Source organism: Maribacter sp. UBA3344 (assembly GCF_002362375.1).
Taxonomy (GTDB): Bacteria; Bacteroidota; Bacteroidia; order Flavobacteriales; family Flavobacteriaceae; genus Maribacter; species Maribacter dokdonensis.
In genome coordinates this window covers 22,255-47,487 of sequence record NZ_DERI01000025.1, presented here as the reverse complement: position 1 = coordinate 47,487, position 25,233 = coordinate 22,255, and the positions used below count along the sequence as shown (strand labels likewise).

31 protein-coding genes and 2 pseudogenes are annotated in these 25,233 nt (G+C 35.0%); 14 read left to right on the top strand and 19 right to left on the bottom strand.

Annotated features, from left to right (window positions below):
• Together B2Z27_RS15675 and B2Z27_RS15670 are read right to left on the bottom strand one after the other, a co-directional pair.
• The coding region (locus B2Z27_RS15675) for a TrlF family AAA-like ATPase (RefSeq protein ID WP_286814356.1) at positions 1-2,592 on the bottom strand (2,592 nt) is incomplete at its 3' end.
• A gap of 110 nt (positions 2,593-2,702) precedes the next feature.
• Entirely contained in the window at positions 2,703-3,893 is a 1,191-nt protein-coding gene (locus B2Z27_RS15670) for a nuclease-related domain-containing protein (protein WP_286814355.1), read from the bottom strand.
• Between the two features lie 151 nt (positions 3,894-4,044).
• Here B2Z27_RS15670 and B2Z27_RS15665 point away from each other — a divergent pair, with 151 nt between their 5' ends.
• The gene (locus tag B2Z27_RS15665; RefSeq protein ID WP_286814354.1) at positions 4,045-5,412 is read left to right on the top strand and encodes an RNA-binding domain-containing protein; all 1,368 of its coding nucleotides are present in this window, start codon (positions 4,045-4,047) and stop codon (positions 5,410-5,412) included.
• 24 nt (positions 5,413-5,436) lie between these two features.
• On the opposite strand, the gene B2Z27_RS15660 is transcribed toward B2Z27_RS15665, so the two are convergent.
• The 7 genes from B2Z27_RS15660 to B2Z27_RS15630 are packed head-to-tail and all read right to left on the bottom strand — an operon-like array spanning position 5,437 to position 12,199.
• The gene (locus tag B2Z27_RS15660) at positions 5,437-5,808 is read right to left on the bottom strand and encodes a hypothetical protein (RefSeq protein ID WP_286814353.1); all 372 of its coding nucleotides are present in this window, start codon (positions 5,806-5,808) and stop codon (positions 5,437-5,439) included.
• Between the two features lie 7 nt (positions 5,809-5,815).
• Positions 5,816-6,673, bottom strand: coding sequence for a DUF4138 domain-containing protein (locus tag B2Z27_RS15655; protein ID WP_286814352.1), 858 nt, complete (start codon positions 6,671-6,673; stop codon positions 5,816-5,818).
• A 31-nt stretch (positions 6,674-6,704) separates the two neighbouring features.
• Positions 6,705-7,634, bottom strand: a complete 930-nt coding sequence (gene traM, locus B2Z27_RS15650) for a conjugative transposon protein TraM (RefSeq protein ID WP_286814351.1) — start codon at positions 7,632-7,634, stop codon at positions 6,705-6,707.
• Positions 7,635-7,685: 51 nt separating this feature from the next.
• Positions 7,686-8,300 (bottom strand): conjugal transfer protein TraK, encoded by a 615-nt coding sequence (locus B2Z27_RS15645; RefSeq protein ID WP_286814350.1) that lies wholly within the window; start codon positions 8,298-8,300, stop codon positions 7,686-7,688.
• Between the two features lie 20 nt (positions 8,301-8,320).
• Entirely contained in the window at positions 8,321-9,163 is an 843-nt protein-coding gene (locus B2Z27_RS15640) for a hypothetical protein (protein WP_286814348.1), read from the bottom strand.
• Positions 9,164-9,165: 2 nt separating this feature from the next.
• The gene (locus tag B2Z27_RS15635; protein ID WP_414673608.1) at positions 9,166-9,750 is read right to left on the bottom strand and encodes a conjugal transfer protein; all 585 of its coding nucleotides are present in this window, start codon (positions 9,748-9,750) and stop codon (positions 9,166-9,168) included.
• Positions 9,751-9,796: 46 nt separating this feature from the next.
• On the bottom strand, positions 9,797-12,199 hold the full coding sequence (locus B2Z27_RS15630; protein WP_286814347.1) for a TraG family conjugative transposon ATPase: 2,403 nt from the start codon (positions 12,197-12,199) through the stop codon (positions 9,797-9,799).
• A gap of 29 nt (positions 12,200-12,228) precedes the next feature.
• Here B2Z27_RS15630 and B2Z27_RS19870 point away from each other — a divergent pair, with 29 nt between their 5' ends.
• Positions 12,229-12,453 carry a hypothetical protein gene (locus tag B2Z27_RS19870; protein WP_414673607.1) on the top strand — a complete coding sequence of 75 codons (225 nt, stop codon included), beginning with the start codon at positions 12,229-12,231 and terminating at the stop codon, positions 12,451-12,453.
• Positions 12,454-12,470: 17 nt separating this feature from the next.
• On the opposite strand, the gene B2Z27_RS15620 is transcribed toward B2Z27_RS19870, so the two are convergent.
• The gene (locus B2Z27_RS15620; RefSeq protein ID WP_008610937.1) at positions 12,471-12,758 is read right to left on the bottom strand and encodes a hypothetical protein; all 288 of its coding nucleotides are present in this window, start codon (positions 12,756-12,758) and stop codon (positions 12,471-12,473) included.
• 189 nt (positions 12,759-12,947) lie between these two features.
• On the opposite strand from B2Z27_RS15620, the gene B2Z27_RS15615 reads away from it, so the two are divergent.
• The 8 genes from B2Z27_RS15615 to B2Z27_RS15585 all read left to right on the top strand — a co-directional run bounded on the left by B2Z27_RS15615 (position 12,948) and on the right by B2Z27_RS15585 (position 16,302).
• The gene (locus B2Z27_RS15615; protein WP_286814345.1) at positions 12,948-13,583 is read left to right on the top strand and encodes an N-acetylmuramoyl-L-alanine amidase family protein; all 636 of its coding nucleotides are present in this window, start codon (positions 12,948-12,950) and stop codon (positions 13,581-13,583) included.
• 179 nt (positions 13,584-13,762) lie between these two features.
• Entirely contained in the window at positions 13,763-14,083 is a 321-nt protein-coding gene (locus B2Z27_RS15610; RefSeq protein ID WP_286814344.1) for an ArsR/SmtB family transcription factor, read from the top strand.
• A gap of 1 nt (position 14,084) precedes the next feature.
• On the top strand, positions 14,085-14,219 hold the full coding sequence (locus B2Z27_RS19845) for a hypothetical protein (protein ID WP_339634149.1): 135 nt from the start codon (positions 14,085-14,087) through the stop codon (positions 14,217-14,219).
• Positions 14,176-14,550, top strand: coding sequence for an SRPBCC domain-containing protein (locus B2Z27_RS15605; protein ID WP_339634147.1), 375 nt, complete (start codon positions 14,176-14,178; stop codon positions 14,548-14,550). Before B2Z27_RS19845 ends, B2Z27_RS15605 begins: the two co-directional genes overlap by 44 nt.
• Entirely contained in the window at positions 14,547-14,918 is a 372-nt protein-coding gene (locus B2Z27_RS15600; protein WP_286814343.1) for a nuclear transport factor 2 family protein, read from the top strand. Before B2Z27_RS15605 ends, B2Z27_RS15600 begins: the two co-directional genes overlap by 4 nt.
• A 13-nt stretch (positions 14,919-14,931) precedes the next feature.
• A complete protein-coding gene (locus tag B2Z27_RS15595; RefSeq protein ID WP_286814342.1) occupies positions 14,932-15,318 on the top strand; it encodes a DoxX family protein in 387 nt (128 codons plus the stop codon).
• Positions 15,318-15,683, top strand: coding sequence for an iron chaperone (locus B2Z27_RS15590; protein WP_286814341.1), 366 nt, complete (start codon positions 15,318-15,320; stop codon positions 15,681-15,683). Before B2Z27_RS15595 ends, B2Z27_RS15590 begins: the two co-directional genes overlap by 1 nt.
• A gap of 37 nt (positions 15,684-15,720) precedes the next feature.
• Positions 15,721-16,302 (top strand): YdeI/OmpD-associated family protein, encoded by a 582-nt coding sequence (locus B2Z27_RS15585; protein ID WP_286814340.1) that lies wholly within the window; start codon positions 15,721-15,723, stop codon positions 16,300-16,302.
• 53 nt (positions 16,303-16,355) lie between these two features.
• On the opposite strand, the pseudogene B2Z27_RS15580 reads toward B2Z27_RS15585, so the two are convergent.
• Positions 16,356-16,652: pseudogene (locus B2Z27_RS15580) on the bottom strand (ATPase); the annotation flags it as partial.
• A 3-nt stretch (positions 16,653-16,655) separates the two neighbouring features.
• Here B2Z27_RS15580 and B2Z27_RS15575 point away from each other — a divergent pair.
• Positions 16,656-16,949 (top strand): annotated as a pseudogene (locus B2Z27_RS15575) (N-acetylmuramoyl-L-alanine amidase family protein); the annotation flags it as partial.
• On the opposite strand, the gene B2Z27_RS19840 reads toward B2Z27_RS15575, so the two are convergent.
• The 4 genes from B2Z27_RS19840 to B2Z27_RS15555 form a co-directional block, all read right to left on the bottom strand.
• Positions 16,855-17,223, bottom strand: a complete 369-nt coding sequence (locus tag B2Z27_RS19840; protein ID WP_339634141.1) for a patatin-like phospholipase family protein — start codon at positions 17,221-17,223, stop codon at positions 16,855-16,857. The pseudogene B2Z27_RS15575 and the gene B2Z27_RS19840 overlap by 95 nt on opposite strands.
• A 35-nt stretch (positions 17,224-17,258) precedes the next feature.
• Positions 17,259-17,852, bottom strand: coding sequence for a DUF6134 family protein (locus B2Z27_RS15565; protein ID WP_286814338.1), 594 nt, complete (start codon positions 17,850-17,852; stop codon positions 17,259-17,261).
• A gap of 184 nt (positions 17,853-18,036) precedes the next feature.
• Entirely contained in the window at positions 18,037-18,714 is a 678-nt protein-coding gene (locus B2Z27_RS15560) for a DUF481 domain-containing protein (protein ID WP_286814337.1), read from the bottom strand.
• 225 nt (positions 18,715-18,939) lie between these two features.
• A complete protein-coding gene (locus tag B2Z27_RS15555) occupies positions 18,940-19,890 on the bottom strand; it encodes a phosphatase domain-containing protein (protein WP_286814336.1) in 951 nt (316 codons plus the stop codon).
• Positions 19,891-19,949: 59 nt separating this feature from the next.
• On the opposite strand from B2Z27_RS15555, the gene B2Z27_RS15550 reads away from it, so the two are divergent.
• The 3 genes from B2Z27_RS15550 to B2Z27_RS15540 all read left to right on the top strand — a co-directional run bounded on the left by B2Z27_RS15550 (position 19,950) and on the right by B2Z27_RS15540 (position 22,011).
• Positions 19,950-20,837, top strand: a complete 888-nt coding sequence (locus B2Z27_RS15550; RefSeq protein ID WP_286814335.1) for a diacylglycerol/lipid kinase family protein — start codon at positions 19,950-19,952, stop codon at positions 20,835-20,837.
• 152 nt (positions 20,838-20,989) lie between these two features.
• Complete coding sequence (locus tag B2Z27_RS15545; protein WP_286814334.1) at positions 20,990-21,538, top strand: HdeD family acid-resistance protein; 549 nt, start codon at positions 20,990-20,992, stop codon at positions 21,536-21,538.
• Positions 21,539-21,708: 170 nt separating this feature from the next.
• Positions 21,709-22,011 (top strand): hypothetical protein, encoded by a 303-nt coding sequence (locus B2Z27_RS15540; protein ID WP_286814333.1) that lies wholly within the window; start codon positions 21,709-21,711, stop codon positions 22,009-22,011.
• A 270-nt stretch (positions 22,012-22,281) separates the two neighbouring features.
• Here the strand turns inward: B2Z27_RS15540 and B2Z27_RS15535 are convergent, their stop codons facing one another.
• Genes B2Z27_RS15535 through B2Z27_RS15520 form a run of 4 tightly spaced genes read right to left on the bottom strand, consistent with a single transcriptional unit; the run spans position 22,282 to position 25,208 of the window.
• Positions 22,282-23,061, bottom strand: coding sequence for a TrkA C-terminal domain-containing protein (locus B2Z27_RS15535; RefSeq protein WP_286814332.1), 780 nt, complete (start codon positions 23,059-23,061; stop codon positions 22,282-22,284).
• 42 nt (positions 23,062-23,103) lie between these two features.
• The gene (locus B2Z27_RS15530; protein WP_286814331.1) at positions 23,104-23,988 is read right to left on the bottom strand and encodes a bestrophin family protein; all 885 of its coding nucleotides are present in this window, start codon (positions 23,986-23,988) and stop codon (positions 23,104-23,106) included.
• Position 23,989: 1 nt separating this feature from the next.
• Positions 23,990-24,511 carry a mechanosensitive ion channel domain-containing protein gene (locus B2Z27_RS15525; RefSeq protein WP_286814330.1) on the bottom strand — a complete coding sequence of 174 codons (522 nt, stop codon included), beginning with the start codon at positions 24,509-24,511 and terminating at the stop codon, positions 23,990-23,992.
• Positions 24,512-24,569: 58 nt separating this feature from the next.
• Complete coding sequence (locus B2Z27_RS15520) at positions 24,570-25,208, bottom strand: carbonic anhydrase family protein (RefSeq protein WP_286814329.1); 639 nt, start codon at positions 25,206-25,208, stop codon at positions 24,570-24,572.
• Positions 25,209-25,233 lie beyond the last annotated feature (25 nt).

Sequence of the window (25,233 nt, the reverse complement as noted above, 5' to 3'; positions counted from 1 at the left end):
ATGTACTTGGTGGGGTGCATACGGCTGGTCGATAAGCAAAGGCATTCCTGGTTGATTTAGTAGAACTGTGAGAAGTGCAGTAGCTTGTTGTCCAGCAGATGCATCTTGAAAAGGAATTTCATCACCGAGCTCATTATTTGTAGTATAAAAGAATTCAGGATTAAATTCCAATTCTATTGCCGATAATTGCAACCAATCATCGGTTGAAATTTTGGATTGAATTTTTAGTTTGTGGTCTACGGTAAAACCTACTGAATCTAAGATTGGCGTTGCAGGTAAATCTTCTGGATTATCTTCCTTTAGCTTAAATTCGGCTAATAGTCTCAATTCTTCGGAAACGGATATAAATTCAGAAATTGGGTCTGCTTTACTGCGAACATTTTCTAATATTGCATCTATTCGTTCTTCTCTTATTCGCGTTCCTTCGAGTATTGACCGCAGTTTTTCCTTAAAATTTGCAAGATTGATATTTTTGGTAACTACTGCTTTGATTAGGTTGTTAGACAAATCCGTAAAATTAGTGGCTTGGTCGTTTAAAACACGAACTTTTTTAATATGCAGGTCTTTCCATTCTTCTTTGTAGGCGTTATAATCGTTCTCAGGATTTCCAAGCTCTTTAATCACAGATTTTCTCTCAGCAACTAAACTATTAATCTCAGCCAGTCGGTCTTCTAGCTTTTTTATATTTGATAATTGCTCTTGACTGGATTGAGACTTGCCTTTGGCTGCCTCATATTCAGAATTAAATAAGGTTTCCTTTTTTTCCCATTCTTCGACAATTTCATTGTATGACTTCAGTCCGTTTACGCTAAAAACATCCTTCAATTTTTGAACAGCATCGTTGATATTCTTGAATTTTGAATTTATTTCGGTATCGAGCTTAATAATCAAATCCTTGTTTTCAACATTATCAAGAAAGGGTTTAATAGGTTCTGGGTATAACTTCAGTAATTCTATAAGTTCGTCTGTTTTGGAATCAAAAAGGGTAAGTTCAGAATCAGTATTTTCTATTATTGTCTTTTCTAACTCAAATTTTGATTTTTTATCAATCGTTTTTTGGTCGGCTTCTGAAATACCTTTCAACGATTCGCGAATAACCTTAACCTGTCCAGTAATAGAACTTCCTTCAATATTAAAATTGGCTATCTCATTCTGTACTTTTTTCTTGCGTACCAGTTGATTATAGGCATTTTTTAGCTTTAAGTTGGTTTCATCTAAATTGTATGAGATACGCTCTAAACCACTTTTTATAGGTTGCTCAATAAATCGCTTAAGTTCTTCTGTCTTAACGCCAACATCGCTTAGTTGTTTCTGACTATATGATTGGATGGGTAATACTTTGCGAATATCCTCTTCACTAACTTTTTGAAATTCGGTGTCCCCAATTTTCAACAGTATTTCCCTGCTTGCAGAATTTCTTTTCACAATATGCCTTACATCATTCTTGACCATTGTAATACGCACTTCACCTTCTACAGCAGTCAAAGTTTTTCTTATAAGAGTATCTCTGCGATTCTGAATAATATCTAACTCTTCGTAGTTACCGATTTTTACGGTTTGGTCGCACAAACCCCATCTGATGTATTCTAATATAGTTGACTTGCCTGTTCCTCTTCCACCAATCAATGCATTGTATTGTTGATTGAATTTGATATTAAAACTTCCCAAAAATTTTGAATTTGTAACATCTATCCCTTCAATAAATATTTGTGGCATTTCAGGTTCGACTTGGGATATTCTAGATTCCTTGGCTAAGCACGCTTGTCTAATTGCCTCTGCGGTAGGTTCTGCCCATTTTACCCAAGTAGAATATTTTCCAAATTCTCGTCCATCTTCATATCTGTTGTCAGATGTGGACACGAGACCTATACTCTTATTGCCGTAATTAACGTCACCACCATTAACTTTATTTTGATATCCTGATTCTTGAGATATTTCCTTATCAACATAACCACCAACACAGGGCATCTTTATATAATGCTCTTGGAAGCCCTGACGAATGATTGAATGCTGACCACCTTTTCCAACGTTGGGAAGTACTATATACCTACCTTTACAATAGTTTACTTCTTCCAAAATTTTATGAAGCTGTGAAAGGTTGTTAATCACCTCTTGGGAAATTCTTTGAGTTTGAACTGTCTGCCTATCGTATTTGTCCGTAGCTTGAATACCGATAAAATTTAGAACAGAATTAAGATGTACGTCTTCGAAATCAGCATCAAAAATTATTATCACTTGACTGGCCGGGTTGGAAAGGCTAAGTTCAATACCAGGAAATACGGTCACCATTTTTTCTGGTTCACCAATTAGTTCGTGAATTGCGTTCTGCTCTTTAGCGACTTTCCTTAAATGTTGAACAAACACCACATCGTGATGGTCTGTCATCGCAATAGCGTTAATTCCGGCGTTACTAATTTTATCTAAGTATTCCTTGCAAAATTGTTCACGATTCTCGTCGATTTGTTGCTTTTCAATTTGTGTTAGGTCTGCTATTTGCTCAGTGTTTACACCAAAACGAGCACCTGTCCAAGCAATATCCCTTGGGCTATGTACTTGAAAATCACATCTATAAAATTTTGCGCCTTTATCCATAAAAACTGTTGATTTTTTAAATTGCTAAAGTTAATTAACATTTTGAAGATTTTAACATTTCAGCGTGGTTTAGTTTTTAACAAACATTTTCCTGCATTTAAATAGTGATACTACCAAAGTCCAAATCCTTTAAAATCTTCCTTCCTGTAAGATTTACTATTTGAGAAAGTTGGCTTTTTAAAATACCCTAATTCGTCTTGCACTTCCTTCGCGTGTTTAATAAATTCTTCACTCATTTCAGGAATATAATGAGAGCAGATATCATAAACATCTTGTCCATCGCCATTGCTTCCAAAACCAATACCAATAACCATTTCTATAGTTGGGTTTTCCATTCTGGCTACCATACATCTTAATTCTAACTCATTTTCTTTACCTTCCCAGTTCTTAGGTGTTAAAGGCATAAAAACATAACAATGTTTAGCACCCTTTAAAGGCCTTAGCATTCTAGCACTTAATTTCCTTTGAATAGCATTATCCAGTATTCCACCTAGCTCTATTCGATTTATTCGAGATTCTAGATTAATAACTCTAATAGCTTCCTCGTATTCATTCCTAAATTTATCTGACGTTTCTTCGGAAATATGATAGTCGTGCAATTGAGCAATCATATAATCCCAAATTTTACTTTGAGGTAAAAGTGCTTGCCACTCTACGTATTCTTTAGATGCTACATAAGATTCCCATAAGCCACCATCTGATACTATCGCATCAGTTTTTTCATCAACATCAAGACCAGTTTGGATGTAGAAAGCAAGAAAATCAGACTCTTTAGGCATTGAGAAATATTTTCCTTGCAGAAATTGCACTTTGTCAGTAAGATATCTTGTAAAATCTGTAATGGTGTCCAATTCACTCAATAGGATAGAGGTAGATTCTTCATCAAAAACGTGAACAAAGCCTTGACCAAATTCCCCATACGGTAAGGGGAATGTGTTATCACTACCAAACGCTATCGCAATCCTAAAAATTATTCTCTCGTTTTTCGGTGGCAGGGAAATCTTGTTTGTTCTATTTTTTGCATAAACTTCGTTAGCAGTTTTAAGAAAGCGTTCAGCACCATAAATTTGTTTTGCTGAATCTTCAACAGCTTTTTTTACCCATCGCTCATATTGCACTTTTTTATCCGTATGACTAGATACCCTAATATCCTTTACCGAAATTATTAAAATATAATTGCCACAGATAACCAAAACATCACACAATTCTTTATTCTTTTTACCAATAGGGTTAGGGAAATTCCAAAAAGGAAGAAACGATTTTTGGCATAAGTCGGCAACATATTGTTCAGATGGTGTCATTAAAAAAATCTGGATTTCAAATTTATTCTAACAAAGAAAGAATAAAATATGATTTACGAATTTAAAAATGCTAGGTACTTTATCATATGGGGCAAAACCAATGTCCACAACTTAATATTATTATCTTTACAGTCAGATTTTATTTGAATTAATGACCGAAACAAACCGTATAGAATACAAAAGAGAACTTACCGATGGACTCGAAAAAGAGGTCATTGCTTTTCTGAACTACCGCGAAGGCGGCATTATCTATATCGGTATTAATAAGGAAGGAAACACGTATGGTTTGGCTGATGCGGATGGCGACCAATTAAAAATTAAAGACAGGTTAAAGAACAATATCCGTCCTTCAGCTTTGGGTCTCTTTGATATTGTAAGCGAAGAACAAGATGGCAAGAATATCCTGAAAATCATTTTGGCAAGCGGTCCAGAAAAACCGTATCATCTCAAAAAATACGGGATGAGCGAAAAGGGTTGTTTCATTCGTTTAGGTTCAGCTGCTGAACCGATGCCGCAAAAAATGATAGACGAGCTGTTTGCTAAACGTACCCGAAATTCCATCAGTAAAATTAAAGCTGGTCGGCAGGATTTAAGCTTTAGCCAGTTGAAAATTTATTACGAGGAATCGGGATATTCCCTTGGTAAAGCATTCGCAAAGAATCTGGAGCTACTTACCGAAGATGGCGCATTCAATTATGCCGGCTATCTTTTGGCAGATAAGAACAACACTTCTATAAAGGTGGCCAAGTATTCCGGCACAACCCGGACAGACCTTATAGAAAGTAACGAATACGGACACGAATGTTTGGTCAAAGCCACCAAGCAAGTGATAGATAAAATTGCTGTCGAGAACCGAACCAACACAAAAATAACAGCTAAAGAAAGACAGCAAGCCAACCTATGGAATCCTATCGCATTGCGCGAGGCCATCATCAATGCTTTTGTGCATAATGACTATACCAATGAGATTACCCCAAAGTTCGAAATCTTTGCGGATAGAATTGAAATCACATCGGCAGGTGGTTTACCTGAAGGATTGAGCGAGCAAGAATTTTTTGAAGGCTTTTCAGTTCCACGTAACAAGGAACTGATGCGGATTTTCAAAGATTTAGAACTGGTAGAGCAATTAGGCTCTGGCATCCCTCGTATTTTGGATTATTATGGTAAAGAGAGTTTTGTTTTTTCAGATAACTTCCTTAGAATGACATTTATCGCTAAAGAAACCACTATCAAAGAAGGTGGTCAAATAGGTGGTGTAATGGGTGGTCTAAAAGGTGGTCAAATAGGTGGTCAAAAAGATACTGAAATTGACGATATCAAAGAATTGACACATAGACAAAAGGAGGTTTTAAAGTTAATTGTTGCAGATAACCGAATAAGCCGTTCAGGAATTGCAGAAGTTTTACACATAAACCAATCTGCAATCCAAAAGCATCTAAACAATTTGAAGGATGCTGGCTTTATAGAGCGTGTGGGTGGAACACGAGGTTACTGGGAAACAAATCTCGATAAGAACTGATAAAGCTTAAAATAAAAGTTCTTTTTAAAAAGGCGATTTATCCTTTGAGCCTCTCGCATCCGCCAACCATTTGCCATTTTGCTTAACCAGTTTAAAAAGGCCTGGTGTCTTATCATAGGCTGTTGTATATTTTACCCAAGCCACGTCACCCATAATCGTATCCTGTAAAACAGTAAAGTTTGAATCATCCTTTACCGTAGCATTAAACATATTTATAGTATTCATATAGTTAGAATATGCCTGTGGTGTTGAGTTGGCTTTTAAAGCTTCCTCATTCTTTTCATAAAAGCTTTCAATAACAATCTGAGCTGTGGCACTTGGTCCCGAAATTTTAGTTTCAGAATCAGCACAAGAAAGGAACAGTACTATGAGCGATAAAACAACAATTTTTTTCATAACAGTATTAATTTGGGTTATTAATATATCTATGTGATAGTTTCATTTCTATATTTCGTTCGCCATCCTTTTCATTCAATTCTAAAATCGCCCTGCGGTCATCGGATAATGAGAACTTGGACATCACATATACAAAGCGAGCCATTTCATTTTCCTTAATCTTGGACGGCAGATTATGTTTATAAATCGGTTCTTGATACAAGCGTTGTAACGATTTTCTTTTCCCCTTTTGTCTTGTTTCAATCGAAAGGTTTAAGAAATTCAAATCGTAATCCAAAGTAGAATTATTCTCAATCTGGATAACGAAGTAGAGTTCTTCCTTATCAAAAACAACATTTTCAACAGTCAAGACAATGCCTTGCGTTCGCTTCTTAATCCGACCGATACGCTGGTTTCTATTGAGAAGATACGAGCAGAATTTTTGGTAATAATAGGTTCTATTATCTACACGTTCTTCAGAAGATTCAGCAAGAATCGAATCGACCTTAATTGGTTTCTCATTTCCGATACTATTGGATAGCGGAATGAAATAATTGAGCTTAGATAGCTGTTTTTTATACCTTACAATATACGAAAAAATTGAACCATTTCTATTGACTACCAACAGATTACTTTCTTTACCAGGCTTTGCTTGAAGAAGTCCAAAATACTGCTCTTTTTCACGATTGTAGGTAAAAACAAAATTATCTGAGCCGGTTATACCTTGCCGAATAGGTTCAGGGAAGAATAATGCAACGTTTTTGGTGTCGTTGGCATATATGGTATCGAGAACTGTAGTTGTTTGCGCTGTAGCCTGTGCCGAGCAAAGTCGAGGTGCGAAAGCGAAACTTAAAACAAGAGTGGAAATTATGATATACTTTTTCATAAGAGTGTGTTTTTAAATGCCCATTATGGGCTCATAATTTAGGTTTTAGAATTAATTTATAATTATTCAATACCGTAACTTTTACGTTTCGGTTGTTACGTCTGAGTACTTTGGATATACCACCAACTTGTGGTACGGTGGGAATGTTGATATCGCCAATAATATCGTCCAAGACTTCGGTGGTGGCTTCTGCTCGAAAATTGTTCTGTACATAAATACCTTCACTACCATCTGACAAATCAAAAGCTTTGAGTTTTGTAGGATGATGCTTAATGTTTTCAATTTCAATGAGTGCACGATTCGGCTGAAAGCTTATAAAACCGAAAATGGGTGTGTTCTTAGGCATCAACTTACCGTTTATTGTTGCAGCTTTGGTTAGGCGCATCCGTAATCTGGTATTTGCCTTAACAACTTGGTCGCCATCGACAACTACATATATGGTCTCATCAGTATTTCCGAGGATTGAAAACTCATTAGGTTTTGGCGCAGCAGCAAAAAACAATTGATGTTCCAAACCCAATTCTTTGGCTTCGATTTTTTGTTCTCGTTTAATTTCTGATGAATCGATTTGCTTTGTGCTTTTTTGAACAACTTTTCTTTGTCCCAAATTTTGATAGCGTTTTTCAGAATATCGAATTTTGCCAGCATCGTAAATACTATCCACAATGCGTTCTTTTTCACGTTCGGGCAAATCTGGGTCATAAAAGCCCAATGAGTCTATAAGCTTTTCATCATAGATGCTGGGTGCGTTATTTTCACGCACTTCCTTTAAATCATTGATGGCATCCAATTTAGAATCGTACTCTTTTTGGTTTTCTTCCAAATCAGGAATTAATGTTTGTTGCAGGCTCTCGTTCTCGCTATCATCATCGCCCATTACCATTACAGAATAGGAAATAAGGAATATGAAAATCACGGCCAATACTGCTGCAAATACTATTTTATTCTTTTCTACTTTCATAATCGTGTTTTTTTAAATGCCGATTAACCACCCAGCGGCAGTCGGGTCGGCTCAACTTTCATTATTCAGTTTTTTTAAAGTGTTCTCGAAGTAATTTGTAATTAAAAGTCCGTGCGGATTGTTGGGAAAGTTTCGGTCAACCATAATTAGGTTTCCGGTGGAAACTAATTCGTAGGTGTCAATTATAGAACCTCTGTTAATTTCAAAAATGGTGGTAGTTGTAAAACTGTATGAGCCATTATTTTTATTTATTCTTGAATCGATACTCAATACTTTTTGAACCAATGAATACTGAAGCAATCGGTTATAAACGCCATCAGCTTTTTTCTGACGGTAAAGATTGTCCACAGAACTATTGCCTAACCAAAGTGCTTTTTCCAAATTCCTTTCATAATTACTGGCATCGATGTTATAGAAGTAATTATGGAACAGATCCAAATGTGCTAATGCTTCGACCCTAAAATTTTCCTTTTGAGTCACGAGTTTCAGGGGAATTATACTGCCATCTGTATTGATTGCAAAAGCACTATTGAGCGCTTTTTGATTGGTGTTGAATACCATCCAAACTGAAAAGGTACTGGACAGTAAGGCACAGACGACAACAGCCAAAACGATAAACCGATTCAATTTTAGGACGTTATAAATATTCTTGTATGGTGTTTTCATATTCTTATTTTTAATCTGCCTTAGGCAGTAAACAATCTGAGCGTAAAGGACGTTGCTCGTTTGTACAATTTGAATTTCAGGAAAACAATAAATGCAACAGAACCTAATTGAATCACAGGCGCAAAAAAGCCTTGACCTGTATCGGTACCAAATAAGTTGACCCAGAAATTGGTGTTGATTTCCGTATAAATAGCGTTAACAAATACATTGACTAAAAAGAATGCCGGCACTAACATATATACAGCAGCATACAACTTGAAGAATGTATAAGCAAGTGAACGGAATTTTTCAAATACTGCAAGGCTAATGACCAAAGGGAAGAACGCTTGCATTATCCCCAAAAGGAAAAAACGCTCTGCCAAAAACAACGGATAAATGAATAGGTCAAGAATCCAAAGTATAGTGCTTAGAATAAATGCCAATATCTTAAACCCATACAATGGTGTTACTAAAGCTTCGTATAAAAGGGTCATTGCTGAGCTCGCAGCATCAAAAAGACTTACGTCTTCCTCTAAAGGAATATCCTGCATCTGTAAAGGCAACAAGGCAGGTGCCGTTCCTCGATATTGTCCTTCAATGGCCACTAATATCCCATCAAAGAACCCTAACACCTGCGTTGAGAAAATTACTAATATGACAATGGCAAAATTCTTCATCAAGTCCCCTGGACTCAATCCCCAAGTATAACCATCTTTATCCGCAACACCTTCATTGTACTTTTTCAGGATGTTAACCAGAAAAAATAGGACAGCGAGCGTTTTCATTCCGGCAATAGTGTATTGCGAGAAGTTGCTGCTCTGTATGGTCTGGAACACCGCATCGATGTATTCCAACCCAATCCCTAAAAGTATGGTTGCGGTCATTTTTAGTAATCTGTTTCTCGGTTATTTACTTTATCCTGCATTTTTCTGAAAGAAATAATATCTCGATAGCGTTTTGTTTTAGTGGTAATGGTAGAAACCATTTGTTTCGATTCTTGCTCTTTAACTTTGAGTATTTCGGCACGTTCGGCATCGCTCATTTTTAGGTAATCGCTGGATAAAACTTCATCAATAAAATCTACCGTTTCTAATGAGTTTTGGACTATTGCATCGAATGATTCCATAACTCTTGAAACTTCATCGGGTTTGATGTAAGGAGAGTTTAAAATGTCCTGTAAATCATTTTGCATTACATTGATAAGGCGCTGATTATTGTCTGCAATTTCTTGGACAGCGTTGAGTTGTTGAACTACGCTTGATACTTGCTCGATGGCTTCTTTAGCATCCTTTAGGAATTTTACAGACTTAATCATTTGAGCGGTCTGTTTACCTGATTCCAATAGTTGTTTTACCAAACTGATAAAATTGGTATTGTCATAAGTGGGCATTCCCTGTGCATTGGCATTGCCAGACATAAATAAGGTAAGGGCTACGGTCATTACTAAAATTTTGATTTTTGTTTTACTCATTGTAAAAAATTTGTTTTGGTATTCGTGAATCTTCGATTTCATAATATTATGTTTTAGATGTGAATTGAATTATTGCTTTTTGCATATCTTTATGCTCATTGTAGAGCTTCATTATTTCTTCGTTTTCCTGTCCATCGGTCAGGTAAGCTGCATATACTTCCTTCGGAACTTCGAGCCGGAAAATGTTGCTTTCCCTACCAATTTTGATGAACATTTCGGTGTATTTGCGTGGACCAGAAAGGTTGTTTTTGATGGATTTTAATTGGTTCAGGTCGTGGCTGGATAGGTTGAGCCTTTTAACAAGTTCATCATAGCCTTTTTCATTGTTAAGGCTGTAAATGACCTGTGTGTTTTCGAGAATACTTGCTGAAGTCGAATTGTTGGGCAATTGATTTATTGACTGTAGAATAATACCAATCGCACCGTTTTGTTTACGAATAGCTTGATAGTAGAATTCTACACTTTCCAATACGTTGTCAAACTTCAGTTGTTTGGCAAACTCATCAAATAGGATAATTCCTTTTTCAGCTCTGTTCTTCCAAATGGTTCTTTGGATAGCAGATTTGATGAGCTTGAGCATCACGGACAAGATTTCCTTATTATCCTTTACCTCGTCCAGCTCAAAGACAATTAATCGTTTGTCCTCAATTTTATAGGTCTGGTCTTCGCTCACTTCAAATAGGAAACTATATAGACCATCGCCGACGTATTCGGACATTACGTGCAAAAAGCTGGTAACATTGAAGTAGTCGGGATGGATTTTAAGGGTGTCCAGAAGATCTTCCTGATACCTTTCTATAAAGCTGTAAAAACCATCTAAAGAGTGATTTTCAGAAGTGCTATCGTAATAGTGGCGCAGTATCTTTTTGACCGATACCGATTGGGCTTTTGTAACCTTTAAGTCCGAAGCAAATAGTTCAAATAGAAAAACCGATAAGTCTTCCAATCGTTCCGGTGTGAGGTCGTTTGTGTCACTGATGTAAAATGGATTGATACCAAGGTTCTTTCCACTTTCATAGCGAAGCACCGTATATTTTTCAGGATAGAGCTTTGCGAATTTAGTATATGAACCGCCTAAGTCTATAATGACCAGACGAACACCACTTTCAAAATACTGGCGCAAAATGTTATTGGCTAAGAACGATTTGCCTTCGCCAGTTGGCGCAAAAATGGCAAAGTTTCGTGCCTTGATACGTTTCTTCTTTTCATCCCAAACATCTTTTAGGACAGGAATGTTATGTTCACGGTCGTTAAAGATGATTCCGGTGTTATCGCTTTTGTAGTTGGTATTATTGATAAACAGGCAGAGCGCGTGTTTTAAATCGGTTACGTATAAATCATTATTCGAGAAATTGGATGAGAAGCAACAGTAACTATTTAGGATGTAATTCTTACGTTCTTCGCCTCGTGGGTAATATGGGATGATATCCAATTCCTTAAATTCAGTCTTGATTTTTGAGGTTATCTTATCGAGCTCTTTGGCTTCTTTTGCCCAATAGACAATATTGAGATGACCACGAATAATTCTGGCATTATCATCGGCATTGATTTGGTCAAGGATGTGCTGGATTTTACCAAGCACCACTTTGTTCTGTGAACCGAAGTTGGAACTTTTGTTCAGTTCCTCAATTTTCTTATCGAGCATCTTGCGCCACTTTTGTTTGTCATCCAAATACAAAATCTGATTGACAATGTGGTTTTCATTAAGCGTAAGCCCTAAGCCATCAATAAACCCTTGATGAAACACAAAATCGTCAGAAGTGAATTTCTCATTGGTTTTGCTACTCTGTACACTTTCGCCAAAGCACAGTTCGCTGTTGATGGCAAGGGCATCAAAATGGTTTTCGCCAATATTGACGCTTTTCTTATCAAGTAAAATATCGGTATCATAACCTTCATTGAAGCCATTGAAATAGGCACTTGTTAGTTGCTGTATCTCTTCCGCTTTAAGCGAAACAAACTTCATCTTTCGGCTATTGTTAATGAAAGAAACCGAATCACTAACCGAATTTGCGAAACTTTTAATGTTGTCATCCAGTTCCTGTACAATTCCCTTTGAAACTTTTCTGAAGGGATTGACGTATTTCGGATTGTTGAGTGCCTTATTTTTGGTCAGGATGAAGAACAAATAACAGCTGTGCTCGATATGTCCACGACCTTTAAAATGCTTGTGAGTAGCCTTTTCCAAAAAGGTAGAATTTGGTAGTTGTTCTGAAGTATATGATTTCTTGAGGTAGATATCCTGCTTGTGAACCACAGTACCAACTGGCAGCGACTTCAAAGCCTGAAACCAAGCACCGTGCATATCCTCAAAATCCTTTTCAGAAAGCGAATAGATTTCCGGTAGATTACCTTTATAGCACAAGACTACGTTGCCATTATTGGCAAATACGATATTTTCCTGAATATCTACAATGGGTTGATATGCCGAAAGATTAATTTTGTTCATAATCGAAGCCCGAGTTTCTTTTGTTACTAATGATTCGCGGAAATGCCTTTGCCATTTGGAAAAGCTGCGGATTGTGGGCTATTCTTGTCAGCGCCACATATAGGGAAGCATTGAACACCAACACACCTATTATTATCCCAAAGCTGAAAGAGAAGATGATGATGAGCAACGAAGCCAAAACGGAAACCATCATTAAGGCAAACAGGGAAATGGGCAGCCCAAAAATGACCGCCCTTTTCCTGATGTTTTTATAGACCTCGAACCGTTTCATTTATACAACGATTCCTATTAGGTAAGTAAAGATGCCTACTACTGCACCTGCAATCAATACAAATACTAAAACTCGGGTAATCCCCTTTTTTAAATCTGCATTTTCCCCAAAAAAATGTCCTGCGTTGAACAGGAAACCTACAAGGAAGATTACACCGAGTAGTATTGGAAAAATAGTTCGGATAGTGTCGCCAACATCATTAACTGAATCTTCAATGCCACCAATTTGAGCAAAAAGCGAAGTGGATAAGAGCGAAAGAATGGATGCTAAATAGTGTGATTTTTTCATAACGGAAAAGTTTAAATTTTTAGTTCATTTTCGTTCATGGAAAATTACATATATTTGAACATAAATAACTGAAAATCAAATATTTGTGAATAAAATATTATTTTATATTGTTTGATTTCCGTTGTTATTATTTGGTATCAAATTCTATGGAATTTTGAAGTGAAGTTGTTGATAACCCGAAATTTAAAAATGAAAAAAGTGCTTAAAAACGTCAGTTTTGTGATTTTGGTTCTGAAAGTGTGTATCATTTTGGGGCAAGAAACGAGTGCTCAAAAACGAATAATAATTGACGTTGGACACGGTGGAAAAGATGCTGGTGCAATTGGCATAAACGGCATCCAAGAAAAGGATGTGGTTTTGTCTATTGCAAATGCCATTTTGAAGTTGAATAATGACTTGGAAAAGCCTTTGGATATTTATCTAACAAGGTACAAAGACACTTTAATTTCATTATCGGACAGAACCAAGCTGGCCAAAGCATTAAAGGCGGATTTATTTGTGTCCTTGCATTGTAATCATTCTGATAATCCTGATGCGAGAGGTATTGAAGTTTATGTGGCTAAGGCTATGTCTAAATACTCAGATAATGCTACTTGGCTTGCTTTTCAACTACGAGATGACCTAAATAAGAATTTAGGTTTTGAGAGTAGAGGTGTGAAGTTTGCCAACTTTCAGGTGCTGCGGGAAACTGTTGAGTATTGCGCCTCAATACTATTGGAATTAGGTTTTATGAGCAATGAGGATGAAGCTCGACATTTAAAAGTGGATGATAATGTATTTGCAATAGGACTATCCATTTTGGGAAGGTTACAAATCAAAGAATGACGCTATGAAGGATATATTTTTGGAATTAACAAAAAGTTTGAAAGAAATTTTAATTCAATGTTTCTTGGAAATTAAATCTATTATTTCCGATTTAAGAAAACCAAAATCTTAAAAAAAATAGACCAAATTTTTGCGCAGTTAAATGATTGCGCATATATTAGCAGTTAAATAACTGCGTAATGAAATTAAGAAGAGATGTTTTCCAAGCTATTTCCGACCCTACTCGAAGAGCTATTATTACAATGGTCGCAATGCAGGCGATGACACCAACGGCAATAGCTGAAAATTTTGACTCATCTCGGCAAACAATTTCAAAGCATATCCAAATCCTCACAGAGTGTCAAATTCTGAAACAAGAACAAACAGGAAGAGAAATATACTATCATCTAAATCCAAACGGAATGAAAGATATAGCTGATTTTATCGAGCCATTTAGACAACTATGGGATGACAGATTCAACAAACTGGAATTTCTAATAAAAAAAAATCGACCTAAATAATATGGTACAAAAAACTAAGGTGTTTGCAGAGGATGGCAAACAAGAAATAAAGATTACAAGATATTTTGATTTATCAGTTGAATCGCTTTATAATGCTTTTGAAGATAAGGAGTTATTTGAGCAATGGATGGGGTAGTGACCTTATTGAGTTTGAATTCAAACAGTATGGAAAGTACCACTTTGAAAAACGTAATTCAAAAGGAGATGTAATCTTTAGTGGAAAAGGAACATTCCACGGGTTCACCCCAAACAAGTCGATTGTTCGCACTTTTGAAATGGATGTGTTCTCACTTCCCGCCCAGCTTGAATTTATTGATTTTGAATCGCTAACAAGTGAAACAAGCAAATTAACAATGCACATTATTTTTAGATCTATTGAAATAAGGAACGAATTACTCAAAAAACCATTTGCACAAGGTCTGAATATGGCTCATAACAAATTAGAAGAAATGGCAAAGAAGATATGAGCGAAACCAAAAGAATAAAGCAAGCCATAATTAACTTTGTAAAGGGAGGCGATACGAGCGATGTTTCAATTTTGGACCAAGTGCTTCATAAAGATTTCAGAGTTGCCAATAACGGATATATGGGAACGCAAGGAGTTACCGTAATCAACAAGAAAGACTACTTGAAAAAGATTAGAAGTGGCATTTTTGGTGGTGTACCAAGAAAGATGAAAATAGAAGAAATCAACCAAACCGGAATTATAGCTAATGTAAAATTACGGATTGAAAGTTCAAAATATGATTTCATTTCTTACAATTCCTTAGTGTTAGATTCAGATAACGAGTGGAAAATAATAAACAACCTTGCAGTTGTGACTGAAAAGGTATAATTGAAAAAAAATTATGACAAAGAGAACCAAAATTATCTATTGGGTTGCCACAATCTGGTTGGCGTTGGGTATGGTTTCAACCGGAATCGTGCAATTAATTAAAATGGAAGAGGAAGTAAAAATGATGACCGATTTAGGATATCCGACATATCTGATGACAATTCTCGGAGTTTGGAAAATTTTGGGAGCCATTGCTATCCTCATACCTAAATTCCCTTTACTTAAAGAATGGGCTTATGCAGGTTTTTTCTTTGCAATGTCTGGAGCAATAATTTCACATTTTGCAATTGGCGATTCGATTTTAAAAATATTACCACCTTTATTGCTATTGGTTTTAACACTAATATCTTGGTATTTCAGACCAGAGAATAAAAAATTAACATCCAAAAATTTGGCATAATGAGCAAACCAAAAACTGTAGATGAATACATCGAAAATGCAAAAGAAGAATCACATCAGATAATGAAAGAACTTCGTGAAATATTCAAATCAACTATTCCAAAAGCGGAAGAAAGAATTGCTTGGAATGTTCCGAATTATAAACTGAGCGGAGTTTTAGGAGGTTTTGCTGTTTATTCAAAACACGTAAGTCTCGGATTTAGCGAAAACGGATTAAGTGAAGAAGAACGCAAATTATTTGAAGACAAAGGATATAAAACAGGAAAGGGAACGGTGCAGATTAAATTTGACCAAGAGGTACCTTCAACCGTGATTAAACAAGTTCTTCTATCGCACGCAAGAATGAATGCAATAAAAAACAAGTAAACCAAAGAGGTGTAAGCCACTTAAAAAACAACACAAAATGAAGAAAAGTATCGAAGCATTTTTTGAAGATTCCAGTAAATGGCAAAAAGAATACGAGTTACTTCATAAAATCGTTCATAGCACAGATTTAAAGGAAGAATTTAAATGGGGAAAACCTTGCTATACACACAAAGGCAGTAATATTGTGCTTATCCACGGGTTTAAAAATTACTGTGCATTGCTATTCCACAAAGGCGTTTTATTGAAAGATGAAAAGGATATTTTAGTGCAACAGACGAAAAACGTACAGTCTGCAAGGCAACTACGATTTAAAAATTTTCAAGAAATCAATGACCAGAAAAAAATAATTAAAGAATATATCTACGAAGCCATTGAAGTGGAAAAAGCAGGATTAGAAGTGGAAATGAAAAAGACATCCGATTATGAAGTCCCTGAAGAATTAGAAAAAGTATTTAAAGAACATCCAGACTTTAAAAGGGCATTCCACGAACTAACACCAGGGCGTCAAAGAGGATATTTATTGCACTTCTCTGGGGCCAAGCAATCTAAAACCCGAGAATCGAGAATTGAAAAAGCGATGCCCAAGATTTTTAATGGAAAGGGACATAATGAACAATAGTGCTAATGCCAATCATTTGATTTAAATGATTTTTACTAATTATTTTATATTATTCACTTCCGCTTATCCCCAGCCTTTGTGTCAAAAGCGACCAAGTTAAACAGTTCGCGCATTCTACTGCGAACACGATTGCCATAGCGGTCTTCCAATTCTTCAGCATTTAGGTTTGTTGTGGCGTGTGTTTTGATTTTATGTTTGGTTTGTAGGTATAACTCGTATCGAGATAAGAGCACTTCGCCCATTACATTCAAATCTTTACTATAGAATCGTCCAGCAGGTTCAATACCCAAATCATCAAAACAATAGAATTTGGTGCTGCCATAATCCTCAATAGTCTTAAATCCGAGATTTTGATGCTAAATAACGAATTGGTTAAGCCTTTAGATATTTATTTAACCAGATATACTGATACGTTTATTTCGCTATCGGATAGAACCAAATTGGCCAAAGCTCTAAAAGCTGATTTGTTTGTCTCTTTACATTGTAATCATTCTGATAATCCGAATGCTAGGGGAATTGAGGTTTATACTTCAAGAAAGCAAGCGGAATTTTCTAAAGAATCTGTTTTTGCTGGCTATCAAATTGAAAGAACGCTTTGCAAAAAGATAGGATATGAGAGCAGAGGCCTAAAGTTCGCCAACTTTCAAGTACTTCGGGAAACAGTATATAATTGCGCTTCAGTTCTCTTGGAGCTGGGTTTCCTAAGAGCAATTTTTTTGTATGAAAAACGGGGACGGTCTTAAAAAAGGCTAACATTTCTGGCCAACCGATACCCGCTGCATATAAAGCACCAACAACCGACCCAGCACTTGTTCCGGCAATATGTGTTGGAATAATGCTACTTTCTTCCAAGGCTTTTATTGCTCCTATATGCGCTACACCCCTTATTCCAACACCTGAGAGTACTAAACCAATATTCATCACTAATATTTATATTTTAATTTCATATTTTTAAATTAGTCTTTTGCAGTTATCTCAAAATCTACTAGCCCTCCATCAATGATTGCTTTTTTTAAAGCACCATCCTTATAGTAATATACATTCTCCTTGCCTTTTGAATTTAATTTTTTGTACATATGGTTTCCCAAGGAAATGATGGTGTTAAAACTCCCGTCTTGTTCCGAGTAACAACGGTCAACACCTATCGGTTCTTTAAAATAAAGCAAAATAGTCGCGTAATCTATGGAATCTTTTAATACTGATAAATTCTTATCGTTTTTGATAACTTGATACCTGTTATTTTCCCATTGTGTAACTGTTTTGGTGTGTGGTTTTTTATTAACGGTAATATTAACATCTGCTTTTTTCAAAATATTATTTACAAAGGTGACATCATATCTATGATTTACAGAAATATCCTTGATAATTCGTGTCTTTATAGTAGTTGAACTATGGTAATTGGTTTTGGAACCTTTACTGTTTTGTGCAGCTTTTAAACTTCCCACTATTTTATCCTTAACTACAATATTAAAATACAAGGAAGTATTGGTAGCGTTGGGAAGGTCTACAGGAAGCGTAAAAAAATAAAGAAGGATAAAAGGCAGCACCATAAAGTAAAGATTAGATGAGACTATTTTCTATCAATTTCTGAACTACCATTGACAAGAAAAATTACGCTCTTAATTGTAATTGCAAAATACAATAATAAATAGATGCGGATAAAATATCTGTAGATAACTGTTGTGTATACAGATTATTTTACTGCAAATATCATCATTATATAGTAAAAAAGATTTACAAGCTCAAAGTAATACCCAAATTAATATTGGATGAACGGTCATCTTCTAGATTGGAAGAAAATTTGGTAAAGGCGTAGTTATAAAGTGCAGAGACACTAATAACCTTAGTTAAGGGTAGCTCTGCTTTGAACTGAGATAATATTCTATGATTTTTTATATCTCTATAAAGTGGCTGAAAATATATGGTTCCTGTAAGTAGTAAATTTATCTTTTCGAACAACTGATTAAGAGAAAGATAGCTGCTATTTCTGTGATTAAAGAAACGTTGATCACTATTATTAAGATTTTCTATTTCGTACATATACGTGTTTCCAAAATAAGATGTGGTATTTTTCTTGTTCAGTAGTTTAACACGAATTCCTGCACCAACGAGCTTTCTTCTTATTATGGTTAGTTGTGTATTGTTTTGGTCTTGTACAAAAGCCTCTAAACGGAAAAAATCTGTTATTTTATGATTGTATCTTAAATGTGCAAACCAGGCATTTTGAAAATCTTCATCTTTTGTACGAACCAAGTTATAGTTCAATACCAGAAAATAGATGTCTTTTAGGTTTTTAGATTTCAATTGTGTTGAAATATTTGACCCGATACGTAATACATATTCACCGTTGTTATCACTATAATTAGTGAGCAAATCTGCCTTTAGTACAAAGCGCGTAGAATCTGTCTGCATTCTTTTTGCTTCAATATTTACGAGTTGAGCCTGAGCGGTAAAAAAAAGGAAATTGAAAAAGATTAATATGTATGTCTGGTAAAATTTCATCAATTATTTTAAGAATAAAGGTTGCCATACTAATATTATTTTGGCTTTTTTATTAGCTCACAAAAATAGTAAGATATTGGTTGAGCATTCCCGGTAGTAGGCACTTATTAAATTATTTTGTTTCGTATGCAGATATCATAAACACGCTTCTTTTAAGGCGTTATTTAAAGATTCGATACTATTATTAATAGTGAGGATGTTCACATTGTGTTTTTTGCAATCGGCTACTATCTTTTTATTCAGTCTTTTATCTACCGTTGGAACAATAAAAATACTTTTAATTCTTTCAGGAAAATTCAATACAATGCTGTGATATATTTCTACATCTTTTTGACCATTGTCTCCCACTAAAATAAAAGATAGGAAAGGGTAGAAATCCAGTATACCCGTAATTTTTTCATATTTATGATGGTGTTTGCCTTTACCAGAAAAAATAAAATCTGTAAAACCGTATTTCAGTTCTTTTAGCAACAAGGGACCAGAAGGGAAATTATTAGTCTTCATAAAGTGGCTCCAAAAACCATATAAATTCCGTTCACTGCTGCTCACATAAAAGAAAGGATTTTTATCTGGGCGAAGTTTATTATAGAATTTGGATAGTGTTTTATTGGGTTTACGTGTCATTGCGTTTTTGGAAAGTGCCGTCCATATTTTTTTTCTATATCGGTGCGAGTGCGATACTACAATGGTATCATCAATATCTGATATAACACCCAAAGAAACAGACTCATCTATTATAATACATTTGTTTTCTGCGCTTACCTCAAAGGGTGTGTCTTTGTTCAAGTAATAGGAAACGCTGTGCCAGCCTGCTTTAATTTCAGAAGTTAGCTGTAGTGTGGTTTTAAAATAGCCATTTTTGTCTGTCGTTATTGTTTTTGAATGATTGTGGAATAGGATGGTCACCTGTTCGTTGACCGTTGGCTTTGCGAGAAATAATTGCAGCATTTTTTTTGAATTACGCCACTTGGAATCTTCTTTTTTAGCATCTTTAACTGCACTGCTGTACAAAACAGAACCCATCAAAATAATTGTATTGGGTTTGCCATAGCCTATATAAGGCATCAACCGCTTCTTTTTATTCATATTTTAATTTGTACACTAGTTTTAATTTCTATTTTTATAAACAAAAGTCAATTGTACTTATGGGGCATTATTTATTTATTTTAAATCCAATCTCAGGAAACACTGCTAAAGAACAATTGGTGGAACTTATTGCTCGAATAGCGTTTAAATATAAAGAAGAATATACACTAATTTATACCAAAGGTAAAAATGATGAAAACTTTATTTTAGACTATATAAAATTATTACAGCCAACCAAGGTTATTGCTTGTGGTGGTGATGGCACCATAAATTTAGTAGCGACACTACTTATGGATTCTAAGATACCATTAGGAATAGTGCCTGCTGGTTCTGCAAATGGATTAGCGGTAGAGCTAAATATACCCTCAAATATTGAACAAGCATTACATTTATGTTTTACCGGCAAGACTAATGCTATCGATGCCCTCTGTATCAATAAAAACACCTATGCATTTCATCTTAGTGATTTTGGATTTAATGCGAGTATGATTAAATTATTTGAAGAAAGTGAAGAGCGGGGAATGTTCGCTTACGCGAAAGCTTTTTTTAAATCCCTTAAAGAAAAAAATGCTATTACGTCCTCCTATACCATTAAAGCCAACGGCGAAAAAAGAAATTATGAAGCAGATATGGTGGTTGTGGCAAACGCTGCACGTTATGGAACGGGTGCTGTTGTGAGTCCACACAGTAAATTAAATGATGGAACTTTTGAAGTGGTTATTTTTAAGCCCATACCTCTAAATGCTCTTGTTAATATTACATTGTCTGCTTTTATGGGTACTATAGAAAACTCACCCTATGTGGAAATTATAAGAACAGATAAAGTAAAAATAAAGGTTGACAAAGCTCAGTTGTTTCAAGTAGATGGTCAAATATTAGGGAAATTAAATGAGGTAAAAGTCAACATAAAAAAGAATGCCTTAAACATTATTTGTGATAGGTCCTAAATGAATAAAAAAGGATAGAATGATTTCAACAAGGCAGTGTAATTGATACCATAAATAACTGAAATTCTTTGCCCCATCTTGATTCAAATCAAGAAATATTTATCAAGATCCAATTAATTTTATAGTATCGATTAACACTAAATTTTGATACTATGGAAAAAACTATAATTAACAAATGGTGGATGCCTGTGCTTTTGGGTGTGGTTCTTTTTGCAGCTTCAATATTTGTCATAAGTAAGCCAATGAGTGCCTTTCTTGGGCTTGCTTTGGTTTTCGGTTGGTTCATTTTGTTTAACGGGCTAATGAATGTTATTTTTTCGGTGCAAAACCGAAAAGTCTTTGATGATTGGATTTGGTATCTGTTATTAGGCATTTTTGAAGTAATCATTGGTACTGCATTACTTTTTCAACCAAAGATGTCAGCCGAAGCTCTGGTTTTGTTTGCCGGTTTTTGGATGATGTTTATTGCTGTGTCCAGAATTAGTAATGCCTTTCTATTCAAGAAAATGAAGATATCTATGTGGTGGTTACCTTTGATATCCGGTATTTTCATTTTCATTTTCAGCTTTTTAATTTTAATTAATCCGTTAATTGGGGTGTTTAGTGTTATTTATTTAACAGCAATACCCTTAATGATTTATGGTGCAATAGCCATTTATTTTGGTTTTAAAATAAAGCAATTCAACAAATCTTTATTATAGAAGTTATTTAAAGAAAGAAATACCGTGACAAAGTATTCACAAATCAGTTTGTGCTAATTTTAAGAAAACAAAACACAAATTTTAAAAAAATGGAAAGAAAAGCATTTAAGGAAAAAGCAAAACAGTAAATTAACGAAATCTCAAAAGAAATAGACAGTTTAAAGCTAAAAATGAAAACCGCATCTGAAAGTTTAAAATTGAACTATCAAAAAGCTGTTGCCGATTTTGAAGAAAAAAAGGATGTATTAGAGGCCAAATACGAGAAATTCACAGAAATTGCCGATGATAAATGGGATAAAGCAAAGGCTTCTTTTAGTAAGTTATCCAATAAGTTAAAAGAGGAAATAGCGGAATTGAATATGGAAAGAGTGGTATTTGAAGCTAAAGCCAAACAACAGATTAACGATATTTCAAACGAAATAGATAGTTTAAAGCTAAAAATGAAGACAGCGTCTGAAAATTTAAAGCATTAGTTCCAAGAAAAAATCGATGATTTCGAAGAAAAAAGGGATGAGCTACAAGCTAAATACGAGAAATTGGTTGATATCGCTGATGATGAATGGGATGATGCAAAAGAGTCTTTTAAAACACGCTTTGCCAGATTGAAAGAAAAATTAAAAAATGCATTAGATTAATTTAACTCTTTAGCTCATTACAAAACATAAAACCAGGATGTTTCAATAGTGGAAACATCTTGGTTTTGTTTTACAGTTTTTGGGCATTTTAATAAGTAATTGTGAATCTTATTTTTTGGTGCGATTTTTCAATTCAAACTCCCGCTCAAAATCTTTTATATTTTTTTCTTCAAGTACTGCCTCTTTGTGTTTTTTATCTCCATCCACTAGCTTTCTGTCACTTAAATCTTGTATAGCTTCTTTTCTGCCATACACTTTTAAAACATCATCTGTTTTAATTTTGAAATCACCATCTGGAACTCCTATATAGCCGCTACCATCACGTTCAATTCCTAAAACCACAATACCCTCTTCTTTTAAGCGTACTTCTTTCATTGTTTTATTGGCGAGCCAATGATTCTCGCCAATACTTATTAGGTCAAGATCATATTCTAAATCCCTATTTAAAAAGTGCTCATAATCAATTATTTTAAGGTCTGTGTATTTCCTTAGCATAAAAGAGATTATTTTATCTAGCCCTTTTTTAACATACTTGCTTCTGTAGATAAGCCATATAAGTAGGATAGATAAAATAATGATACCTGAAGTCACATAATCACTGTACCAAGTTTTATTCTCATTTGTGAATGTAATTACAAGTGAAGCCACTGCGGATACTATACCGGCATTTCCCAATAACATAAGAAGCATTGCAATCTTTCTCCGTATTGGATGTCTTAGTATACTCTCTGCTTCAGATGTGGTAAACCCAACGCCCGTAAACGCAGAAAGGGCTTGAAAGTTGGCAATATCGCGAGAAAGTCCGGTTAAGGAAAACGCTACTGCTGCTATTCGGGTTATGAGCAAAGAAATAGCAATTATGATTAAAAAGGATATTACAGAAGCCATTTCAACTACTCAATTATTAATTTATTATACATTGGTTTTTAACTACATTATGTAAAAGTCATCAGTTGCTTTAGTGGGCTGTACTTTTTCACCCAACAGCATTCTAATATTGGCTTCTATAGCGTGACTTATTGTGGTCATAGGTGTATCCGTTGGCCTATTTTCAAAAGGGTCTTGTAAGTATATGGCTGTTTTCTGTAAAAGAAGAAAAGGTATGGCAACCCCCATAACGATACCAATCTCTACAAATGGATTTATTTCATCAAGAGCCACAACCAAAATTGCAAGGAAAATAAAAATAAATAACCTGAGATAAAGAATATAAGTAGTGGGAAATACGGTGTTTTTTATTCTTTCGGCCTTTCCCATTGATGCACAAAGTCTAACTAAGGTGCTATCGAGTTGGATTTGTTGAAAATCGTTTATAAGACCACTAAGGTGCATCTTCTTTAACTCTTCTTCATTTTTATTTAAAAGTTCCAGTGGTGGGTGAGCCTGTTGCCTCAAGTTTGTTAATTCTTCTGAAACTATTAAACGCTCAAGGTCGCGCTCTGGAAGTTTTAATTTTCTTAGGTGGTTGGCGAGGGCAAAATTCCATCCAGCCTGTCTTAAAGAAACCTTACGAACTAATCCCATATCCTTACAGAACGTTTTAAGCTGAAGTGTAAAGCTACGAGAATCGTTAACTATAGCTCCCCAAATCTTTCTTGCCTCCCACCATCTATCATATGATTGGCTTAACTTAAATGACAATACAAGCGATATGGCCGTTCCTAGAAAAGCAACAATATTTATTGGTATTTTAAAACTTAAATCAATATAATATTTTAAGGAAATTATGATACAATTGAACACCAAAACGGCAAACAATTCGTATTTGATGTTCTTGGCAATATAGGCTAGAGGGATTCTTTTCTTTAAAAGCATGCTAGTTTATTTTTAAAATTTTAACAGGTTTTTGAAAGAATAGGTTATTTGGAACACTAAACACACCTTCTTCATCTTCTAATTCGGTAAATATTAGATTAATATTTTTCACGGTAGCCACTATTTCAGGGTCAAACATTTTTAACTTTGAACCTACTTTAAATGGGTTAAGAAGATAAATCAATATGCCAGCAACTATATTACTTAGTATGCTCCATATGGCAAAGAAAGCAACTGCAACTAATGTTATGAAGCTACCTATATATACCCAAATATTCTCTAGATTCACACCCCAAATGGTTAAAATAATAACACCTAAAACTATCCAGAACAATATTGCTGTAATTTTGCGAATAAGTAAGAGTCGATGAGCCTCATAGGAATGAAGGATGGAAAGATTTTTAATTCTTTTACGTACAACAGAACGTAATAAAAGCATCAACATCAAAACAAGAACACTCAAGGCTAATCTAAATGTATTTGAGTGAATTGTAATATAATTATCAAGATCGAAATTCCCCATACTTATCTCTTATTTTTCATTAATAATCAATAATTTTCTAATTGTAAAATGAAAGAAACTAAAACCCATAAGAATCTTCAATAAACCTTACACTAGCTGTTGCGACATCATAAATGGCACCAACCAAACCCACTTTTTTTTGTTGGATTAAATTGTTAAGCACAATGCTCCTAGTCATAATCGCCTCCATTGAGTTTTTTACATTTAGAGCCGAAACATTTTCAACAAACGTCTTATTAGACGAATTTCTGTTTTCAGCTACGCTTTGTTCTTTATAAATCGCTGGTCGTATTTTGGTTAACAATGGTGTCAAATGACCTAGTTCAAAAGCATCACAAGCACCTTTTACTGCACCACAGTTTGTGTGTCCCATCACAACAATAAGTTTTGACTCAACTACTTGGCAAGCATACTCCATACTACCTAAAATATCATCGTTGATGATGTTCCCTGCAATCCGGATAGAGAATATATCCCCTAATCCTTGGTCAAAAATTAATTCAGCAGTAGTTCTACTATCCATACAGCTTAAAATGGTAGCAAAAGGATATTGCCCTTCTGCGGTCTCATTGACCTGCTCAAGTAAATCACGGTTCATTTTAATATTTTTAATAAACCGCTTATTTCCTTCTTTTAAAATTTCTAAAGCCTCTCTTGGCGAAAGCTCATTTCTTTTTTCTTTAGATAAAACACTCATATCAATAAATTCTATTATTTGACTT

What these genes read in the sequence shown, in the direction of transcription:
- B2Z27_RS15535 (WP_286814332.1), bottom strand. Translation starts at nt 23,061, where the DNA reads ATGGCTTCTGTAATATCCTTTTTAATCATAATTGCTATTTCTTTGCTC.
- B2Z27_RS15615 (WP_286814345.1), top strand. Translation starts at nt 12,948, where the DNA reads ATGAAAAAAGTGCTTAAAAACGTCAGTTTTGTGATTTTGGTTCTGAAA.
- B2Z27_RS15530 (WP_286814331.1), bottom strand. Translation starts at nt 23,988, where the DNA reads ATGCTTTTAAAGAAAAGAATCCCTCTAGCCTATATTGCCAAGAACATC.
- B2Z27_RS15565 (WP_286814338.1), bottom strand. Translation starts at nt 17,852, where the DNA reads ATGGTGCTGCCTTTTATCCTTCTTTATTTTTTTACGCTTCCTGTAGAC.
- B2Z27_RS15620 (WP_008610937.1), bottom strand. Translation starts at nt 12,758, where the DNA reads ATGAAAAAATCACACTATTTAGCATCCATTCTTTCGCTCTTATCCACT.
- B2Z27_RS15665 (WP_286814354.1), top strand. Translation starts at nt 4,045, where the DNA reads ATGACCGAAACAAACCGTATAGAATACAAAAGAGAACTTACCGATGGA.
- B2Z27_RS15670 (WP_286814355.1), bottom strand. Translation starts at nt 3,893, where the DNA reads ATGACACCATCTGAACAATATGTTGCCGACTTATGCCAAAAATCGTTT.
- B2Z27_RS15545 (WP_286814334.1), top strand. Translation starts at nt 20,990, where the DNA reads ATGGAAAAAACTATAATTAACAAATGGTGGATGCCTGTGCTTTTGGGT.
- B2Z27_RS15655 (WP_286814352.1), bottom strand. Translation starts at nt 6,673, where the DNA reads ATGAAAAAGTATATCATAATTTCCACTCTTGTTTTAAGTTTCGCTTTC.
- B2Z27_RS15645 (WP_286814350.1), bottom strand. Translation starts at nt 8,300, where the DNA reads ATGAAAACACCATACAAGAATATTTATAACGTCCTAAAATTGAATCGG.
- B2Z27_RS15595 (WP_286814342.1), top strand. Translation starts at nt 14,932, where the DNA reads ATGACAAAGAGAACCAAAATTATCTATTGGGTTGCCACAATCTGGTTG.
- B2Z27_RS19870 (WP_414673607.1), top strand. Translation starts at nt 12,229, where the DNA reads ATGATTCGCGGAAATGCCTTTGCCATTTGGAAAAGCTGCGGATTGTGG.
- B2Z27_RS15660 (WP_286814353.1), bottom strand. Translation starts at nt 5,808, where the DNA reads ATGAAAAAAATTGTTGTTTTATCGCTCATAGTACTGTTCCTTTCTTGT.
- B2Z27_RS15600 (WP_286814343.1), top strand. Translation starts at nt 14,547, where the DNA reads ATGAGCGAAACCAAAAGAATAAAGCAAGCCATAATTAACTTTGTAAAG.
- traM (WP_286814351.1), bottom strand. Translation starts at nt 7,634, where the DNA reads ATGAAAGTAGAAAAGAATAAAATAGTATTTGCAGCAGTATTGGCCGTG.
- B2Z27_RS15610 (WP_286814344.1), top strand. Translation starts at nt 13,763, where the DNA reads ATGAAATTAAGAAGAGATGTTTTCCAAGCTATTTCCGACCCTACTCGA.
- B2Z27_RS15640 (WP_286814348.1), bottom strand. Translation starts at nt 9,163, where the DNA reads ATGACCGCAACCATACTTTTAGGGATTGGGTTGGAATACATCGATGCG.
- B2Z27_RS15525 (WP_286814330.1), bottom strand. Translation starts at nt 24,511, where the DNA reads ATGGGGAATTTCGATCTTGATAATTATATTACAATTCACTCAAATACA.
- B2Z27_RS15605 (WP_339634147.1), top strand. Translation starts at nt 14,176, where the DNA reads ATGCTTTTGAAGATAAGGAGTTATTTGAGCAATGGATGGGGTAGTGAC.
- B2Z27_RS15560 (WP_286814337.1), bottom strand. Translation starts at nt 18,714, where the DNA reads ATGCAGACAGATTCTACGCGCTTTGTACTAAAGGCAGATTTGCTCACT.
- B2Z27_RS15550 (WP_286814335.1), top strand. Translation starts at nt 19,950, where the DNA reads ATGGGGCATTATTTATTTATTTTAAATCCAATCTCAGGAAACACTGCT.
- B2Z27_RS15555 (WP_286814336.1), bottom strand. Translation starts at nt 19,890, where the DNA reads ATGAATAAAAAGAAGCGGTTGATGCCTTATATAGGCTATGGCAAACCC.
- B2Z27_RS15585 (WP_286814340.1), top strand. Translation starts at nt 15,721, where the DNA reads ATGAAGAAAAGTATCGAAGCATTTTTTGAAGATTCCAGTAAATGGCAA.
- B2Z27_RS15590 (WP_286814341.1), top strand. Translation starts at nt 15,318, where the DNA reads ATGAGCAAACCAAAAACTGTAGATGAATACATCGAAAATGCAAAAGAA.
- B2Z27_RS19845 (WP_339634149.1), top strand. Translation starts at nt 14,085, where the DNA reads ATGGTACAAAAAACTAAGGTGTTTGCAGAGGATGGCAAACAAGAAATA.
- B2Z27_RS19840 (WP_339634141.1), bottom strand. Translation starts at nt 17,223, where the DNA reads ATGAATATTGGTTTAGTACTCTCAGGTGTTGGAATAAGGGGTGTAGCG.
- B2Z27_RS15630 (WP_286814347.1), bottom strand. Translation starts at nt 12,199, where the DNA reads ATGAACAAAATTAATCTTTCGGCATATCAACCCATTGTAGATATTCAG.
- B2Z27_RS15520 (WP_286814329.1), bottom strand. Translation starts at nt 25,208, where the DNA reads ATGAGTGTTTTATCTAAAGAAAAAAGAAATGAGCTTTCGCCAAGAGAG.
- B2Z27_RS15635 (WP_414673608.1), bottom strand. Translation starts at nt 9,750, where the DNA reads ATGAGTAAAACAAAAATCAAAATTTTAGTAATGACCGTAGCCCTTACC.
- B2Z27_RS15540 (WP_286814333.1), top strand. Translation starts at nt 21,709, where the DNA reads ATGAAAACCGCATCTGAAAGTTTAAAATTGAACTATCAAAAAGCTGTT.